This window comes from Streptomyces atratus (genome assembly GCF_014648655.1).
GTDB classification, from domain to species: domain Bacteria; phylum Actinomycetota; class Actinomycetes; order Streptomycetales; family Streptomycetaceae; genus Streptomyces; species Streptomyces atratus.
In genome coordinates this window covers 63,157-81,142 of record NZ_BMRN01000002.1, presented here as the reverse complement: position 1 = coordinate 81,142, position 17,986 = coordinate 63,157, and the positions used below count along the sequence as shown (strand labels likewise).

Annotated in this window: 13 protein-coding genes and 2 tRNA genes; 7 read left to right on the top strand and 8 right to left on the bottom strand. The window is 69.8% G+C overall.

Annotated elements, in window-relative coordinates:
- Positions 1-44: 44 nt before the first annotated feature.
- The 4 genes from IEZ15_RS03380 to IEZ15_RS03365 all read left to right on the top strand — a co-directional run bounded on the left by IEZ15_RS03380 (position 45) and on the right by IEZ15_RS03365 (position 3,908).
- Positions 45-722 (top strand): response regulator transcription factor, encoded by a 678-nt coding sequence (locus IEZ15_RS03380; protein WP_114244676.1) that lies wholly within the window; start codon positions 45-47, stop codon positions 720-722.
- Positions 719-1,888: a sensor histidine kinase gene (locus IEZ15_RS03375; RefSeq protein WP_229845723.1), complete on the top strand. Its 1,170-nt coding sequence runs from the start codon at positions 719-721 to the stop codon at positions 1,886-1,888. The genes IEZ15_RS03380 and IEZ15_RS03375 overlap by 4 nt, the downstream gene beginning before the upstream one ends.
- Before the next feature lie 297 nt (positions 1,889-2,185).
- Positions 2,186-2,259, top strand: a tRNA-Lys gene (locus IEZ15_RS03370).
- Between the two features lie 131 nt (positions 2,260-2,390).
- On the top strand, positions 2,391-3,908 hold the full coding sequence (locus IEZ15_RS03365; protein ID WP_189274105.1) for an MFS transporter: 1,518 nt from the start codon (positions 2,391-2,393) through the stop codon (positions 3,906-3,908).
- A 278-nt stretch (positions 3,909-4,186) separates the two neighbouring features.
- Here the strand turns inward: IEZ15_RS03365 and IEZ15_RS03360 are convergent, their stop codons facing one another.
- From IEZ15_RS03360 to IEZ15_RS03345, 4 genes are all read right to left on the bottom strand, one after another.
- Entirely contained in the window at positions 4,187-5,863 is a 1,677-nt protein-coding gene (locus tag IEZ15_RS03360; protein WP_189274102.1) for an AMP-binding protein, read from the bottom strand.
- Positions 5,864-5,889: 26 nt separating this feature from the next.
- Positions 5,890-6,480, bottom strand: coding sequence for a lytic polysaccharide monooxygenase auxiliary activity family 9 protein (locus tag IEZ15_RS03355; RefSeq protein WP_189274101.1), 591 nt, complete (start codon positions 6,478-6,480; stop codon positions 5,890-5,892).
- A gap of 158 nt (positions 6,481-6,638) precedes the next feature.
- Positions 6,639-8,417 carry an SPFH domain-containing protein gene (locus tag IEZ15_RS03350; RefSeq protein ID WP_444545158.1) on the bottom strand — a complete coding sequence of 593 codons (1,779 nt, stop codon included), beginning with the start codon at positions 8,415-8,417 and terminating at the stop codon, positions 6,639-6,641.
- A complete protein-coding gene (locus IEZ15_RS03345) occupies positions 8,326-9,684 on the bottom strand; it encodes a peptidoglycan-binding protein (RefSeq protein ID WP_189274099.1) in 1,359 nt (452 codons plus the stop codon). The genes IEZ15_RS03350 and IEZ15_RS03345 overlap by 92 nt, the downstream gene beginning before the upstream one ends.
- Before the next feature lie 184 nt (positions 9,685-9,868).
- Between IEZ15_RS03345 and IEZ15_RS03340 the strand changes: the two genes are divergently transcribed.
- From IEZ15_RS03340 to glxA, 3 genes are all read left to right on the top strand, one after another.
- Positions 9,869-9,942 (top strand) — tRNA-Lys (locus IEZ15_RS03340).
- A gap of 519 nt (positions 9,943-10,461) precedes the next feature.
- On the top strand, positions 10,462-12,366 hold the full coding sequence (locus IEZ15_RS03335) for a glycosyltransferase family 2 protein (RefSeq protein WP_189274097.1): 1,905 nt from the start codon (positions 10,462-10,464) through the stop codon (positions 12,364-12,366).
- A complete protein-coding gene (gene glxA / locus IEZ15_RS03330; protein ID WP_189274095.1) occupies positions 12,363-14,297 on the top strand; it encodes a radical copper oxidase GlxA in 1,935 nt (644 codons plus the stop codon). Before IEZ15_RS03335 ends, glxA begins: the two co-directional genes overlap by 4 nt.
- Before the next feature lie 81 nt (positions 14,298-14,378).
- Here the strand turns inward: glxA and IEZ15_RS03325 are convergent, their stop codons facing one another.
- The 4 genes from IEZ15_RS03325 to IEZ15_RS03310 all read right to left on the bottom strand — a co-directional run bounded on the left by IEZ15_RS03325 (position 14,379) and on the right by IEZ15_RS03310 (position 17,789).
- On the bottom strand, positions 14,379-15,428 hold the full coding sequence (locus IEZ15_RS03325) for a glycoside hydrolase family 6 protein (RefSeq protein ID WP_189274665.1): 1,050 nt from the start codon (positions 15,426-15,428) through the stop codon (positions 14,379-14,381).
- A gap of 193 nt (positions 15,429-15,621) precedes the next feature.
- Entirely contained in the window at positions 15,622-16,305 is a 684-nt protein-coding gene (locus tag IEZ15_RS03320) for a class F sortase (protein WP_114244685.1), read from the bottom strand.
- 1 nt (position 16,306) lies between these two features.
- Positions 16,307-16,867, bottom strand: coding sequence for a hypothetical protein (locus IEZ15_RS03315; protein ID WP_189274093.1), 561 nt, complete (start codon positions 16,865-16,867; stop codon positions 16,307-16,309).
- Positions 16,868-17,000: 133 nt separating this feature from the next.
- Complete coding sequence (locus IEZ15_RS03310) at positions 17,001-17,789, bottom strand: HAD-IIA family hydrolase (RefSeq protein ID WP_189274091.1); 789 nt, start codon at positions 17,787-17,789, stop codon at positions 17,001-17,003.
- Between the last annotated feature and the right edge of the window lie 197 nt (positions 17,790-17,986).

Sequence of the window (17,986 nt, the reverse complement as noted above, 5' to 3'; positions counted from 1 at the left end):
GAAGTCGGGTATCGGCCGGTTTGAGACAGAGTGGGAGAGGCCGCATGCGGGTGCTGATTGTCGAGGACGAGCCGTATCTCGCCGAGGCGGTGCAGGCGGGTCTGAGGCTTGAGGCCATCGCCTCCGACATCGCCGGGGACGGCGACACCGCCCTGGAGCGCCTCGACGTGAACGAGTACGACGTCGTCGTACTCGACCGCGACATCCCCGGCACGCACGGCGACGACGTGTGCCGGATCATCGTGCAGCGGCGCCTCGGCTGCCGCGTGCTCATGCTGACGGCGGCGGGCCTCCTCAGCGAGAAGGTCACCGGGTTCGAGATCGGCGCCGACGACTACCTGACCAAGCCCTTCGACCTGAAAGAGCTGGTCGTACGGCTCCGCTCACTGGCCCGCCGGCCCAAGGACAGCACACCCCCGGTCCTCGAGTACGCCGGAATCCGGCTGGACCCGTTCCGGCGCGAAGTCTTCCGCGACGGGAAGTACGTCGCGCTCACCAGGAAACAGTTCGCCGTCCTGGAAGTCCTCATGACGGCGCGGGGCGGGGTCGTCAGCGCGGAGACACTGCTGGAGCGGGCCTGGGACGAGAACGCCGACCCGTTCACCAACGCTGTCCGCATCACCATGTCCACGCTCCGCAAACGGCTGGGCGAACCGTGGTCCATCCACACCGTGCCCGGCGTCGGATACCGGCTCGACGAACCGGCGGGACACGGACGGTGAACCGGCGATCGGCACCCCACCGAGCCACCGCAGCGGCACCGGCGGCGGACGACCCGGCGCGCCCCATTCGGCCGCGGCGGCTGACCGCCCGGATGAAGCTCACCCTCACTTATGCCCTGTTCGTGGTCGTCGCGGGCGCGTTCACCCTTGCCGTTGTCTACCTGGCCATGCGCTTCGTGCCCAACTACCCTTTGACCGCCGCGAACCCACGGGACGACAGCGGCGCCCCTTCCCGGCAGGAGATCCTTCAGAACCTGCTCGAAGCCTCCGGCCTCACGCTGCTCCTGCTGGCGCTCGTCGGGGTCGGCGGCGGCTGGTTCATCGCGGGCCGCGTCCTGCGGCCCCTGCAGGACATCACCCGAGCTGCCAGGCGGGCGGCCGACGGCTCCCTGGACCACCGCATCGGACTCACCGGTCCGCGCGACGAGTTCACCGATCTCTCCGACACCTTCGACACCATGCTCGCCCGCCTGCAGCGGTCCTTCGACGCCCAGCAGCGCTTCGCCGCCAACGCCTCGCACGAACTGCGCACCCCGCTCGCCATCAACCGCACCATGCTCGACGTCGCCACCGCCGACCCCGACGGCCAGGAGTACCCCCGACTCGTGGCCCGGCTGCGCGAGACCAACCAGCGCGGCATCGAGGTCACCGACGCCCTGCTGCAACTCTCCGCCCTCGACCACACCCCGCCCACCACCCAGCCCCTCGATCTCGCCGACACCGCCGAAGAAGCCCTCGATCTCGTCCGCGAGGAAGCCCGGACACGAGGCATCACCCTCTCCGCCGACATCCACCCGGCCCCGGCCACCGGCGACGGCGTACTGCTCCGCCAGCTCGCCCTGAACCTGCTCCACAACGCCCTGCGGCACAACCTGCCCACCGGCGGATCGCTCACCCTGACCACCGGCCCCGACCCGGTACACCCTGGCCGCGCCGTCCTGACCGTCACCAACACCGGGCCCCTCCTGCCCGACACGGTCGACCACCTCACCGAACCGTTCCTGCGCGGCAGCGGACGCATGGCCGAGAAGGACCCCGCGCGCCGCGGGCACGGCCTCGGCCTGGCCATCGTCGCCGGTATCGTCCGCGCCCACCACGGCGACCTGACCTTGACCCCCAACCCCGGCGGCGGGCTCACCGCCCGCGTGTCACTCCCCAGCCACTAGGAGGGTGCTGAAGATCTTGGCCGGTTCAGGGAGCGGCGTTCGGTGCGTGCAGCTGCAAGGCGCCGGAGCGTCCTCGAATGGGGTCTCCCCTGCTCGAACGAAGTTGAGAGCTTGGGGAAGGAGCTATGAGGGCGTTTCGGTAACGCCGCAGATGTGCGTGCCGGGCGTCGCGAGCCCGGCCAAGATCTTCAGCACCCTCCTAGTGGCCGTCCGGTCAGGCCGGATGTCCCCGCGGACCCGTCGCGGGCGCGTGTCATCAGCACCCCTCGGAACCAGGTATTATTTTCTGGTCAGCAGGCGCCGCTAGCTCAGTTGGTTAGAGCAGCTGACTCTTAATCAGCGGGTCCGGGGTTCGAGTCCCTGGCGGCGCACAGACAACGCACTGGGCGGTTCACGTACACACGTGAGCCGCCCAGTGCGTTTTTTGCTGCCCATAGAGATGTACGAACGTTTTACACATGCGTACTAGACAAGCGTTTTAAACGCTCGTACATTTCCTGGCATGACGAACGCCACGAGCACCACCGCCGAGCGCGGCCACCTCGCCGGTCGCCGGGAATGGACCGCCTTCGTGGTCCTCCTGCTGCCCCTCCTCCTCGTCTCGATGGACGTCTCCGTCCTCTTCTTCGCAATCCCGTCCATCGACCGGGATCTCGCCCCCAGCGCCACCCAGCAGCTCTGGATCTTCGATGTGTACGCCTTCGCCCTGGCCGGTCTGCTGATCACGATGGGCTCGCTCGGTGACCGGATCGGCCGCCGCAGGCTGCTGCTCCTCGGGGCGTTCGCGTTCAGTACCGCGTCCGTCGCGGCCGCGTACTCCACCAGCCCCGAGATGCTGATCGCGGCCCGCGCGCTGCTCGGGATCGGCGGTGCGACGCTGATGCCGTCGACGATGGGTCTCGTGCGGAACATGTTCCGCGACGAGCGGCAGCGCGGCCGGGCCATCGGCATCTGGTCGGGTGCCATGGCCGGCGGGATCGCGCTCGGCTCGGTGCTCAGCGGGGTCATGCTGCAGCACTTCTGGTGGGGTTCGGTCTTTCTCATCAATGTTCCGGCGATGGTGCTGCTGCTGGTCCTGGTGCCGGTGCTGGTTCCGGAGTTCAAGGACCCGAACCCCGGTCGGTTCGACTTCCTGAGCGTGCCGCTGTCGATGGGTGCCGTGCTGCCCGTCGTCTACGGGATCAAGGAGAGCGCCGCCCATGGGATCGATCTGCGATACGGACTGATCGTCGCCGCCGGGCTCCTCGTCGGCTGGTTCTTCGTCCGCCGCCAGCGCAGCCGCAGCGACGCGATGATCAGCCGGGAACTGTTCCGCGACCGCGGCTTCGCGGCGGGAATCGGGCTGAACTCGCTGGCCGCCTTCGCCATGATGGGCTCGGCGTTCTTCACCACGCAGTATCTGCAGTCGGTGCTCGGCATGGGCACGATGGAGGCCGCGCTGTGGAGCTTGGCCCCGTCACTGGCGGTGGGTGCCGCGGCCCCGACGGCCACGGCGATCGCCCAGCGGACCGACCGTACGCGAGTCGTCTGCGCCGGTTTCGTCATCGCCGCCGCCGGCTTCGCCGTACTCGCCCTGACCGGTACGGACTCGCTGTGGCTGCTGCTCGGCGGCTGCGCAGTGATGAGCTGCGGCATCGTCACCGTGATGGCGCTCGTCTCGGACCTGGCGCTGTCCACCGCCCCGCCGGAGAAGGCGAGTTCGGCGGCTTCGCTGCTGGAGACGGGCCAGGAGTTCGGCGGTGCGATGGGGATGGCCCTGCTGGGTGCGGTGGCCACGGCGGTCTACAGCGCGGACATGCCCGGCTCGGCACCGGAGGCGGCCCGCAAGACGCTGCCGGGCGCGGTGGCCACGGGGGACGGTTCGCTGATCTCGGTCGGGAGGGAGGCATTCGTGCACAGCATGCAGTACGCCTCAGTGGCTGGGGCCGCGCTGTTGCTGGCGGGAGCGGTGCTGACCGTGACGCTGCTGCGACGGAGGTCCGCGGTGGCGGCGCGGGAGGAGCTGGTCCTGACGCATTAGACCGACCGGCAAATGGGGGGTGGGAGAAGGAGCGGGGCTGGGTGCGTGCAGCTGCGAGGCGGAGGATTGAGACAGATGGGGTCTCCGAGCGCAGCCGAGAGCTTGGGGAGGAGCCATGATGATTGACGACAACGCGGCAGATGTGCGTGCCCAGCCCCGCGACGCCGCCCCCTATTTGCCGGTCGGTCTCAGTGCGGCTCCACCCACCTCGCCGCTCTGTCCTCGGTCGCCGGACGGGCCTGATCCTCAAGCCCGTCGAGGGGCCCCTGCCATGGCCTTCAGGCCATGGGGGAGATCGAGGGCAGCAGGCCGTCTCGCCCGTGTGCCTTGAACTCGCCCAGCAGGGCTTCCAGTTGTTCCTCGCCGAACGCTTCGTACCCGCCCCGGGCACCGTTCCACCACACCGACCCCCCGCACCAGAACCCCTCGCGGCGCAGCCCCACCCGGTGCACCTTGTTCGTCGCCGTCACCGGCATCGCCGGGACGATGCGCACGAAGCGGGGGGCCATCTTCGTACCCAGGTCCGTCTGCGCCCCGAGGAACGCGGCGAAGGCGGACGGGTCGAAGGCGGTGCCCTCCCGCATCGCGAGCGCCGCCATCACCTGGTCACCGGCGACCGGGTCCGGCACCGCGTACACCGCCACGGCCGCCGCGTCCTGCCAGCGGGCCAGGATGTTCTCGATCACCGCGGCAGCCAGGTTCTCGCTGTCCACCCGCAGCCGGTCGTCCGTACGGCCCGCGAAGTAGAGGAAGCCGTCGGCGTCGCGGAAGAAGAGGTCCCCGGTCCAGTACCAGCCGCCGTGCACCCGGTCCGCTTCCGCCGCCGCGTTGCGCCAGTAACCCTCGAAGGGCGTACGGCCCCGGTTGACCAACTCCCCTATCGCATCAGCCCCGTTGGTCAGCCTTCCGGACTCGTCGAAGACCGCGGCGGCCCGCTCCTCGCCGGTCTCCGGGTCGACGACCGCGAGATCGTCGCGCGACGCCGCCTTCCCGATCGCACGCTCCGGGGTGTCCGGGGTCCGCTGGATCGCCGCGCCGCCCTCGGAGGAGCCGTAGCCCTCGACCAGCCGCACCCCGAACCGCTCCCGGAAGCGGGCCGCGTCCACCGCGCCGGCTTCGGTGCCGAAGCCGAGCCGTAGCGAATGCTCGCGGTCGTCGGGGCGCTCGGGGGTGGCCAGCAGATACTGCACAGCGCGGCCGACATAGGTGAAGTACGTAGCGCCGTGCGCCCGTACGTCGTCGAGGAATCCTGAGGCCGAGAAGCGGCGGCACAGTGCGACCGCGGCCCCGCCGACCAGCGCGGGAGCCCAGTCGGCGATCACCGCGTTGCCGTGGAACATCGGCATGCAGATGTAGTGGACGTCCTCGCGCCGGACGCCGAAGTGATCGACGAGGGACCGCCCGGCCGCTGCCAGCCGCCCCTGGGAGCAGATCGCGGCCTTGGGGGCACCGGTCGAGCCCGAGGTGAAGTAGAGCAGCATCCGGGTTCCGGGCCCGACTTCGGCCAGGACCGTGTCGCCCGGTTTCGCTCCGGCGTACGGGGCGAGCAGTTCGGTGTACGCATCGGTGTCGGTGACCAGCACCCGTACACCCGGGAGATCCAGGCCGTCGAGCAGCGAGAGATGCGCGCGTTCGGTCACCAGGACGCGGCAGTCGATGTGCAGGATGTCGCGGGCCAGTTCAGCGCCGCGCCGGGTGGGGTTGATACCGGCGACGGCGACCCCGGCCAGGGCCGCCGCGCTCAACCAGAGGGCAAATTCAGGGGTGTTGTCCAGCAGCACCCCGAGGTGCGGTTCGCTGCCCGCCGGCAGCAGATCCGCCAGGAGCGCGGCCCGTGCGGCAGCGCCCGAGGCGACCTGGTGATGGCTGAGGACGGTGTCCTCAGATCTCAGTCCGGGCCGGTGGTCGCCCCATTGGCGCTGTACGAGCTCCGCGACGGTGCCTGCGCTCCCCATGGCGCCGCACGGTAACTGACTACACGTCAGAACTGAACATCGGAGCACGCATAGAACGCGTTCGCCGTGTCCGCGATGGTCCAGACGCTCAGGATGATGTGCTTCCCGGTCTTCTGGGTGGGGATGGTGCCCTGCTGGGTCAGGGTCGCCGGGGGCTGCTTACCGCCGTACGGCACCGTCATGAAGGGCTGCGGCTCCAGGTCGGCCCTGGTGAGGGGCTTGGTGGGGTCCCAGCCGTTCTTGGTGATGTAGTAGCGGAAGTCCGTCGTGGCGTGGCGCGCGGTGAACTGCCAGCGGAAGCCGAAGCCCTGCCCCGCGGTGACATCGGTGGCGGGCCAGTTGCCGCCGCGCGGGTCGTCGAGCTGGGCGAACTCGGAGTGGCCGCCGGAGCAGATCCTGCCGTCGGCCGGCCCTGCCGCCGGGAAGCCCTTGGGGCCCTCGACGCTCTGCGGCTCCCACTGGATGTTGCCGCAACCGGTCACCGTGCCATTGGCGCAGAGCTTCTGGCGGCTGATGGGGTTGTCGGTGTAGCCGTGGCTACCGGCACTGCTCGTCGCGAACATCGAGGCGCCCGCTATCGCCAGGCCGACTACGGCCGCGCTTGCCCTTTTACGCATTGCTGTCGCTCCTCAAGAACGTGGGGGAGGTTCCATGAGCCCTGATGCGCGCACGTGCTGCGGTCTAGACCAAGCCTTAGATTATTGACGCGATATGAACATGTCCAGACCAATGGGAGTTGGATTCCGTTTCGCCGTCGGCGCGCCCCCCGAAGCCCTCAGGCGCCCTCCCCGCCACTGCGTCCGGTGTAGAAGGCCACCGTCAAGTCCTTGACCAGCACCTTCCGTTCGTAGTCGTCCAGCTCCACGAGCCCCCTCGCGGTCAGCCGGTTGACAGTGTCGTCCACCGCGTCAACCACCGAAGTCAGCACACTGTCACGGTGCTTGGCGTCGATGGCGGCGATCCGGCGACGCTGCATGGCCGCGGCGATCTCCGGTGCGTACTCGATTCCGGTCGGCTGCGCGGAGTACACCTCGATGCCGACGGGTTCGCAGTCCGCCTTCAGCATCCGGGTCAGAGCATCACCGACGGCCTCCGCGTTGCGCAGGGTGTGCGCGTCCTCGTGGAAGGCGTCGGCGGGCAGCTGCGAGAGGACCCGGGCCATCGCCGCCTCGACCTGCTCCCGCAGATACGCCTCATGGTCCGCGACCCCGAGCGTCGCCCGTACGGTGTCCCTGATCCGCCAGATGACGAGGACGACGACGCGCAGCGCCGTACCGTTGGCATCCACGGCGGGGAGCGGTTCGCTGCGCCAGTGCCGCAGGCGTACGTCGACCCGGCGGCGCTGCAGCAGCGGGCTGATCCACATCAGCCCGGTCCGCCGCACACTCCCCCGGTACTCGCCGAAGAGCGTCAGCACCCAGGCATACCCGACCCGTCCGCGACTCAGGCCGCCGAGCGCGAAGAGCGCCGCCGTCACCAGCACGGCGAGCACCGCCCAGGCACCGGAACCGATCCCGTCGTACGGACGCGAGCCGATCCCGACCCGGGCGAGCGTGGTGGCGGGCAGCGCGCCGACCCACCAGAGGACAGCCCCACCGGCAGCGATCGCGGCCGGCCCGGCAAGCAGTGCCACCCAGCCGGGCAGCGCAGGCCCCGACCGCTCGACAAGCTGCGGATCACCGGTCGGCGCCGGCCGCGTCGAGGGCTGCACCTGCGGCCCCCTCGGCACGGGCGGCCGACGCACCCCCTCCGACGGCTGGTCACCGTCGGCCCCCCTCCGCATCACACCGGCGGGGAGCGCGGCTGCGTCGGTGCGCTCGGGGTCCTCACGGAAGAGGAGGTGTACGGGGATCGTGGCGGTCCGCTCATTGGTGATGACCGCGTGATGCCGCCCGGTCCTTCGCGGGGCGTCGTCGGCGTGCTCGGCCCCGTCACCCCCGGCGGCGGGGAGGGAGCCGCAGACGGTGTCGGGGACGGCCCGGTGCGGGGAGGGAGACGGGGACGGAGGCAAGGGGGAGGACGGGGCGTCGGAACCGGGCCCGGCGCGGTGGCCGGTCAGGGCCGGGACGGGCGCGGCGTCCGGGACAGGTGCGGTGCCCACGGCCGGGACCGATACCGAGGCCGAGGTCGCGCCGAGGGTTGCGGAGTCCACGTCCTCACCCCGGACCAGGTCCAGCACGAGGTCGACCACCGAGTCGGGACCGGCGCCCGGCTCCCCGTCCGGGGCGGCCCCCGGGCCCGCACGGTCACCCGAACCCGATGCCGCCCCTGAGCCCGCGCCGCGCCCCGATTCAAGAGCCGTCTCCTCGCCCGGAGCCCCCGCCCCGTCGCGCGCCTTCACCTGGTCCGGACCCCACACCCGCACCGGCGTTTCCCCCTGCTCCCGTTCCCTCGCGTCCTCCGGGGTTCCGGAGCTGTCCGACACCGTGGATCCCATTCCCGCCTCCGTCATGTCCTTTTTGTCACGCGAAGAGTCGTCGCCAGGTCTCCGGGCCGGGGTAGCCGTCGGCCGCTCCGCCCCGCCAGCCCTGGGCCTGCTGGAATGCCTCGACATTGCGCCGGTCCGCCTCGGTCCACCGGGGTCCCGGTCCCGACAGGTAGTGCTTGCCGTATCCCTTCTTCACCAACTGCTTGCCGAGCCTGTCGACATGGCTGTTCGACCGACCGGGCCGGAAATGGCCCCGCCCGGGGAACTTCGAAGCCGAGTTCGAATCACCCTGGCCGCTCCTGGTGGCAGGGATGTCGCGACCGGTCCCGTTGGCCAGGTGGCGCCAGGTGTGGGGGCCGGGAATGCCGTCCGCTTCCTTGCCCTTCCAGCCCTGGGCTTCCTGGAAAGCCCGGGTCGCGCGCCGGTCGGCCTCGCCCCAGCCCGGCCCGGGGCCGACCTTGTAGAAGCGCTTGCCACCCCGGTCCACGAGCATCTTCCCGAGCTGGGTGACGTACGTGTTGTTGATGCCGGGGCCGAACTTTCCGGCACCCGGGAACGCCTTCGTCGACACTCCGCTGTCGCTGCTGAGCGCCTTGTAGCGGTACGCGACGTACTTGCCGGAGTTGGTCCAGTACGCCATGGGCGTCGTCTGCTTGCGGGTGTGCGGCTTCGTCTGCTCGTACGCCGTGTAGCGGGTGTGCGTCTTGTCGGTCCAGCCGCCGAAGATCGTGACGTGCGAGCCCTTCGAGGGGTTGGCCGGATTGTGGAAGAGCAGGATGTCGCCTGGCTGCAGCTTCGACCGCGCGATCTTCTGCCCGTACTTGGCGAGGCTGCCGGTCCACTCGTTGCCGGGCAGCTTCCAGGCCATCGACACATAGCCGGAGCAGTCCTGCCGGTAGCCGTCGGACCAGTACTTGCTCATGCTGTACGGAACCGGTGCGGACACCCACTTCTTCGCGCGGTCGATGATCGCGGCCCGGCTGGTCTTGCGCAATGTGGTCCCGGTGGACGAGGGCGGGCCCGAGGCCCCCGCGCCCCGCAGCGGCCCCGGCCCGCCCTGCGGACTGCCCGGATCCCGGTCGGCCGGGGTGAGCGGGTCGCCCTCGTCGGCCGGGGTCTCCGGGTCCACCGACACCGTCGTCCCGTCCGCACGGGCGGCTCCGGTCGGCTCCGCCGCCCGGTCGCCCGGCGCGCTCGCCGCCTCGGCCACGCCGGTGCTCAGCACCACTCCGGCCGCGGTGACCAGCACCAGCGCGCGGCGCGCGCCATGTGCGGCCGGATGACCTCCGTACCGCATGGGCAAGGCACTGGCGGCGCTGCGCCGTTGTGCGGCGCATCCCGCACAGGTGCAGTCGCCGGCGGGGACGTACTCCTCGAAAGCCGGCACAGTCATGCGACTCCCCTCCGTGCTCGTCAAGATCTTTGGGCGCATCTGCACGGGCGCCAGTGTCTCAACTCTCCTGACATATCGCATTTTGACGGACAGAAGAGAAAAAACGACCATCCGACAGGCCGTGATGGACGGGAAATGGTCAGGAGCACACCTCACCTTCAGGTAGAGTTCTCCAGGTCAGCAGGCGCCGCTAGCTCAGTTGGTTAGAGCAGCTGACTCTTAATCAGCGGGTCCGGGGTTCGAGTCCCTGGCGGCGCACGCAAAGTCAAGACCCCCTCACCATGCGTGAGGGGGTCTTGTTCGTTCGCGAACCGGACCCCCGCATCGCCGCTTTCACGGGACCCACGGGCGACGCGCCGCTGTCACACAGTCGCCGTCCCGTCACTCAGAGGCGCACAGGGCTCTCGCATACGCCTCCGCGCGCCCCTCCGCAAGGACTCCGCAAATCGCACGTATGACTGGTAACCCACCCTTTTCACCCTTGCGATCGGGACCGGGGTCGGACAACCTGTCTAGGGGGCCGCCAGCTCCAACCAGGCTGATGCGCCATGCAGTTGGGGGATGCAGAGGGGGAAGTTCCGGTTGTCCGCCACGTGGGGTGGGGGCCCCGCTCAGGGACAGATGCCGGGGAGGCATCAGGCAACCGGAAGGGCGCCGTTCCGCCTCTGAGCGGAAGGTCGCCCGCCATTGATGTCGCCCGCGGCGACCGACGGGGAATCGCCGCGGCCGAGACGACCGACCAGTCACGCACCGACCATGCGTGCAGGGGGATGACCCATGACGTCGACGCCGACAGGCGCCCGGCAGCAGAACAACGACCCTTCCCGGACCACTCAGCTCCGGATCCTGGCGCGGCCGAGGACCGGGGAACAACGGCGGCACCCGGAGAATGCGTTGCCGCGTTACGACTACGAGCACTACAGCCGGCTCGCCGGCCCACTGACCCGGCCCGATCCGGACAGACCGTACCGGGTGCAGTACCGCTCGCTGCTCTCGCAGGAGCCGCACAGAATCCGCGCGGCGCTCCTGCTGGGCGCCGCGCCCCTCGTCTCGATCGGCCTGTTCGTCTGGCTCATGCAGCCGGATCACTGGACGCGGCGCGATCCGAACCTCAAGAACGACACGCTGCTGGTCCTCGACATCGTGATGCTGGTCTCGATCGGCCTGATCGAGCTCTTCCGCACACTGAACGTCCTGTCGAACGCACACGCGACGCTGGTCGCGCGCGACCCGGTCCCGGTCGTACCGGAGACCGGCACCAGGGTCGCCTTCCTCACCTCCTTCGTCCCGGGCAAGGAGCCCCTGGAGATGGTGACGAAGACCCTTCAGGCCGCGGTCCGCATCCGGCACCGCGGGACGGTGCACGTCTGGCTGCTCGACGAGGGCGACGACCCGGCAGTGAAGGAGGTCTGCGCCCGGCTCGGGGTGCACCACTTCACCCGCAAGGGCGTCGCGCACTGGAACCGGGCCGAGGGTGCGCACCGGGCGAGGACCAAGCACGGCAACTACAACGCCTGGCTGGACGCGCACGGCGGCGAGTACGACTTCTTCGCCTCCGTCGACACCGATCACGTACCGCTGCCCAACTATCTGGAGCGGATGCTCGGCTATTTCCGTGACCCGGACGTCGGCTTCGTCATCGGCCCGCAGGTCTACGGCAACTACGACACATTGGTCACCAAGGCCGCCGAGTCCCAGCAGTTCCTCTTCCACGCGCTGATCCAGCGCGCGGGCAACCGCTACGGCGCCCCTATGTTCGTCGGCACCAGCAACGCGGTGCGGATCTCTGCCCTCAAGCAGATCGGCGGTCTGTACGACTCGATCACCGAGGACATGGCGACCGGCTTCGAGATGCACCGCGCCCGCAATCCGCGGACCGGCCGCAAGTGGCGCTCGGTCTACACCCCGGACGTGCTGGCCGTCGGCGAGGGCCCGACCGCGTGGACGGACTTCTTCACCCAGCAGCTTCGCTGGTCGCGGGGGACGTACGAGACGATCCTCAAGCAGTACTGGAAGGGCTTCTTCTCGCTCCCCGTGGGCAAGCTCTTCAACTACACCATGATGATCATCTTCTACCCGATGTCCGCCCTGAACTGGATCCTCGCGGCGCTGAGTTGCGCCCTGTTCCTGGGGACGGGCGCCTCGGGCGTGCAGATCGACCCGACGGTCTGGATGATGTTGTACGGCAATGCCTCGGCGCTCCAGATCGGCCTGTACATCTGGAACCGGCGGCACAATGTCTCACCGCACGAGCCCGAGGGCTCCGGCGGCCTGGCCGGCATGATGATGTCCGCGCTCTCCGCCCCGGTCTACGCACGCTCGCTGCTGGATGCCGTGCTGCGCCGCAAGAGCTCGTTCGTGGTGACGCCCAAGGGTGACTCGTCCAGCCCGGACACCCTCTTCGGCACCTTCCGGATCCACCTCTTCTTCCTCCTGGTCTTCGGCGGCTCCATCACCGCCTCCTTCGTACTCGGACACAGCCATCCGGCGATGCTCACCTGGGCCGCCATGGCACTGCTGATCACCGCGGCACCGGTCCTCGGCTGGCAGTACACCGTCCGCACGGAGAAGCGGAAGCGGCGCACCACCCCACCCCCGCAGCCGGCGCGCATACGGGCCGATCCCGAGCGGGCCGACGACGAACGGACCATGCAGACCGCTCTTGGAGGACGTGAACGATGAAGTACCGTCCGAGCCTCCGTACCCGCCGCATGGCGATGAGTACGGCGGTGGTTCTGGCGCTCTCGGGAGCGAACGGGCCGTGGGTGTACCGCTTCAGCAGCGAGCGCTACCACGAGTACAAGATCAATAAGCCGGACTACAAGGCCGCGAACGGCCACTGGGACCTCCTGGACATCCCTTCCGGGTACCGGATCAATACGATCCACGCGGCACTGCTGCACACCGGCAAGGTGCTGCTCGTCGCGGGCTCCGGCAACAACCGGAAGAACTTCGACGCGAAGAGTTTCCGGTCGGTGCTGTGGGACCCGAAGACCGATGAGTTCACGAACATGCCCACGCCCAAGGACATGTTCTGCTCGGGTCACACCCAGCTGCCCGACGGCAAGCTGCTCATAGCCGGCGGCACCAGGCGTTACGAGAAGCTCAAGGGCGATGTCACCAAGGCCGGCGGCCTGATGATCGTCCACAACGAGGACCCGGACAAGCCGATCACCCTGCCCGCGGGCACCCGGTTCACGGGCAGTGCCAACGGCAGGACGTTCGTCTCCAAGGATCCGGTGCTGGTCGAGAGGGCCACCAAGGTCTTCGACCGGAGGACCGGCGCGTTCCTGCGCAACGACGCCGGCCTCGGCCGGATCTATGTCGAGGCACAGAAATCCGGTGAGAAGTACGGGACGGGCACCGAGGACAACTACCGGATCGCGGGCCTGACCGGCTCCGACGCGCGGAACGTGTACGGAATCGCGCAGAAGCTCGCCCTCGACAAGAAGGACTTCCAGGGCATCCGGGAAGCCTTCGAGTTCGACCCGGTGGCGGAGAAGTACATCACCGTCGACCCGATGAACGAGGCGCGCTGGTACCCGACGCTGACCACCCTCCGGGACGGCAGGGTCCTCGCCCTCTCCGGGCTGGACGAGATCGGGCAGATCGTCCCCGGCAAGGACGAGATCTACGACCCGAAGACCAGGAAGTGGCAGTACACCGGCATCGTCCGGAGGTTCCCCACGTACCCCGCGGTCTTCCTGCTGAACGACGGGAAGCTCTTCTACTCCGGTTCGAACGCCGGATACGGCCCCGCCGATGTCGGCCGCGAGCCCGGCATCTGGGATCTGGCGACGAACCGTTTCAGGAAGATCCCCGGCATGGGCGACGCCGACGAGATGGAGACCTCGGCGACGGTACGGCTGCCCCCGGCCCAGGACGAGAAGTTCATGGTCATCGGCGGAGGAGGGGTCGGCGAGTCCGACAGGTCGAGCGCCAAGTCACGTCTGGTCGACCTGAAGGACCCCGCCCCGAGGTTCCGGGACGGCGCCTCGCTGGAGGAAGGCACCCGCTATCCGAGCGCCTCCCTCCTCCCCGACGACTCGCTGCTGGTCACCGGCGGCTCCAACGACTACCGCGGCCGCGGCGGGTCCAATGTGCTGCAGGCCCGGCTGTACGACCCGAGGACGGACACGTACAAGCGGGTCGCCGACCCGGCGGTGGGCCGCAACTACCACTCGGGGTCCGTACTCCTCCCTGACGGCCGGGTCATGGTCTTCGGCTCGGACTCGCTCTACGCGGACCGGGCGAACACCCGGCCGGGTGTCTTCGAGCAGCGCATCGAGATCTACACGCCGCCGTATCTGTACCGCGGCTCGCGCCCGGAGCTGACGGCCGGGCCGAAGAGCATCCGACGCGGCGGTACGGGCAGGTTCACGACGGCTCGCGGGGCGACGATCACCTCGGCGAAGCTGATGCGGCCGAGTGCGGTCACCCATGTCACGGACACCGACCAGCGGTCGGTGGCGCTGGGCCTGAAGAGGACGGCGGGCGGGATCACGGTGACGGTGCCGGGGAACCGGGCGTTGGTTCCGTCGGGGTGGTACATGCTGTTCGTGACGGACGACAGGGGGACGCCGTCCGAGGGGATGTGGGTCGAGGTGCCGTAGGTGCGGGTCCCCGGGGCGGGGCGTCCGGTGATCCGGGGCGCCCCGCACGGGGGCATCCGGCGATCCGGGGCGCCCCGCACCCTATTTCGTCGCCCGGGCCAGCCCCAGCGCGTACTCGGGCCACCAATCGCCCGCCTTCGGGCCGCCCTTGCAGTCACCGTCGGACTCGCCGGGCCGCTTGACCCAGAGGTATGCGTCGACCAGTTCGTCACCCGTGTCGGTCGTCGGCGTCTCGCCGAGCGCGCGGCCGGGCGGATTGCACCAGTTCTCCTCGGGCGCGCCCCCGCTGTACGGGCCGTTGCCGTTGCGGCTGGTGTCGATGACGAACGGCTTGTCGCCGATCTTCGCCGAGAGCTGCTTGCCGAAGTCCGTACTGGCCGCCGTGGTCTGAAAGTTGGAGACGTTGACGGCGAATCCGTCGGCCGCTGCGATGCCCGCCCGCCAAAGCGGCCGGAAGAGCGCGTCGGGGGTGCGCCAGCCGGCATTGCCGGCGTCCATGTAGACGCGCGTGTCCGGCTGCTGCTTGAGCCGCTCGGCGGCCCCCTTCAGCAGGTCGTACCGCTCCTCGTGGAACTCCTGCGGCGTGCACCCGTCGACCATGTGCAGCAGCGCGTCCGGCTCCAGGATCACCGTGGCGCGCCGGTCACCGATACCCTTGGCGACGCCCTCCAGCCAGGCCCGGTACGCATTGCCGTCGGCGGCGCCGCCCTTGGAGAACTGGCCGCAGTCACGGTGCGGGATGTTGTAGAGGACCAGCAGCGCTTCCCGGCCGGCCTTCTCGGCCGCCTCCGTGAAGCCCTTCGCCTCGGCCTCCGGATCGTCCGGGCCGATCCACTCGCCGACGGGCTGCCGCGCGATCTTCTCGATCAGGCCGGCGTTCTCCCCGTCGCCGTCCTTCGTGTACGCGGCGACCTGCCTGGCCGCGTTCCCGTCCGGGTTGACCCAGTACGGATCGCTGCCCCCGGGACGCTGACCGATGGCACCGGCATTCTTTCCCGCGCCGCCGGAACCGGGGGATGAACCGGATGAGCCGGACGAGGAGGAACATCCCGCGAGCAGCAGAACGGCCCCGACCGCGGCCACCGCACCCGCCCGCACCACGCCCGACCGGCCGTTGCAGCTGCCGTACATCCACTCCCCCTCGGGTGCGGCGGCGGTGCACTGCCGCGTCCCCTTCATCCTGGCACAGGGCTTCTGTCCGTTCACCCGGAAGCCGAGAGTGACCGATTGCCGACGTTACGTCAGAAAGGTGCTGAGCCAAGGCGGTTCATGGACCTGGAGCGTCTGGCACGGTCCGCCCCCCTGGCCTCCCGTGTCGGCGCCGTCAGCCGCTGCCGCTCCCTGCGGACTTCTCACCGGTGAGGTAGGCCGAGACGACCACGTTCGCGTCGTACGAGCGCGCCGCCCGGTCGTAGGTGCCGCCGCAGGTGATCAGACGGAGTTCCGCGCGGCCCTTCTCACGAGGGCCGTACGCCTTGTCGGCGTTGAAGCGTTCCCGGGTGAAGACCTGAACGTCGTCGATGGTGAATTCGGCGACCCTGCCGTCCGCGCGGGTCACCTCGACCTTGGCACCGGGGCGGGCCGCGCTGAGCCCGTAGAAGACAGCCGGCTGGGTCTCGGTGTCGACGTGGCCGACGAAGAGGGCGGGGCCCTTCGCGCCGGGCTCGGTGCCGCTGCCGTACCAGCCGACGGTCCGGGGCGTGTCGAACGGCGGTGGTTCGATCGCCCCGTCCTTGTCCAGGCCACGGGCGACCACGGGCGCGTCGACGCCGATCGACGGGACCTCGACGCGCTCCGGCGCGGCGCCCTCGATCGGGTCGTGCGGCGGCGGCAGCGGGACGCCGAGCGGGCGCCCGACCGCGGCGATGTCGCCAGTGGTCGGGGCGGAGCTGGCGCCGGAGCCGTCGGCGATGTCGCGGCCCCAGAGCCACAGACCCATCAGCAGGACGGCCCAGGTCACTCCGGTGAGCAGCCGACCGCGACCCTCGGGGCGGTCGGGGGCGGACACGTCAGTCCTCGGCCGGGCGGCGACGGCGCACGCTGCGGAACCCCACGGCGGCGGCCGCGACGGCGGCCAGGGCCAGACCGATCACCACATGCACGACGCCGGGGCCGTCCTGATGGGCTTCCTTGTCGGTGAGGACGGCGGTGCCGCCGCCGCCCGCGCTGACCGGGGCGAGGGGCGTCGCCCGGTCGCGGTCGATGACGGTGACCCTGCCGGATGCCTTGGTGCCTTTGTCGTCCGTACAGACGATCTGGATGTCGTGGTCGCCCGGGGAGGCGTCCGAGCTGATCCGGGCCTGCGCGAAGAGCCCCCCGTCCGTGGCGGGCGAGAAGCGCGCCTCCGAGACGAAGGCATCGGAAGTGCCCCTGGCCTCCTTGCCCCCGCAGGCGTCCAGCCTGAGGGCCACGTCGCCGCCCGCGGCGGCGGAGGGCGGGGTCACCGAGAGTGTGGTGCGGGAGTCCGAGCCCGTCTGGTCGGACCCGGACTCGGCCAGCGCGGCGGAAGCCGGCACCAGGGTCGCCGCGACGGCCGCGACGGCACAGAACGTGAGGGGTATCGAACGCATCGTGAACCTCCTTAGGGAAGGTTCACGCCTGCTCCGGCTTTTCGCATCCGCAGGAGCACAGGGGGCGGGGCTGGCAGGCAAGGCCCCCTCGGAACGTTTCCCCCCGCCCCCTCGGGCCGGCGCCCCGCCGGGCTCAGCTCACGTCGACGAGGTCGACCAGATCGGCGATGGAATCGACGACCGTGGACGGCCGGAAGGGGTACCTGTCGATATCCGCCATTGCGGTGAGACCGGTGAGGACCAGGAACGTCTGCATCCCCGCCTCCAGGCCGGCCAGCACATCGGTGTCCATCCGGTCGCCGATCATGGCGCTGGACTCGGAGTGGGCGCCGATCGCGTTGAGCCCGGTGCGCATCATCAGCGGGTTGGGCTTGCCCGCGAAATACGGGGCCTTGCCGGTGGCCTTGGTGATGAGGGCGGCGACGGACCCGGTGGCGGGCAGCGGGCCCTCGGCGGACGGGCCGGTCTCGTCCGGGTTGGTGCAGATGAAGCGGGCGCCGCCGTTGATCAGCCTTATCGCCTTGGTGAGCGCCTCGAAGCTGTACGTGCGGGTCTCGCCGAGGACCACGTAGTCCGGGTCGTGGTCGGTGAGAACATAGCCGATGTCGTGCAGGGCGGTGGTGAGCCCGGCCTCTCCGATGACGTACGCCGTGCCGCCGGGCCGCTGGTCGTCCAGGAACTGGGCGGTGGCCAGGGCGGAGGTCCAGATGTTCTCCACAGGTACGTCGAGACCCATGCGGTCCAGGCGGGCGTGGAGGTCACGAGCGGTGTAGATCGAGTTGTTCGTGAGGACCAGGAAGGGCAGCCCCGAGTCCCGCAACCGCTTGATGAAGGCATCCGCCCCGGGGATCGGAGTCCCCTCGTGGATCAGGACTCCGTCCATGTCGGTGAGCCAGGATGAGATCGGCTTGCGCTCTGCCATGTGGGACTCCTGCCGTACGCCGTGTGCGGGGACGCCGGCGGCACCGCGTTGTGCAGCGCCGACATCCCCGATTTTAGGCCGTCCGTTCAACCAGCCGATACGGCCGGAACGCCCGGTGCCGAATCACCCGGTGCCGGACCACCGGCGCCCGGCCGCCCGGTGCCGCCTTCGGGACGGTCCAGACCCGTTACCTTTGC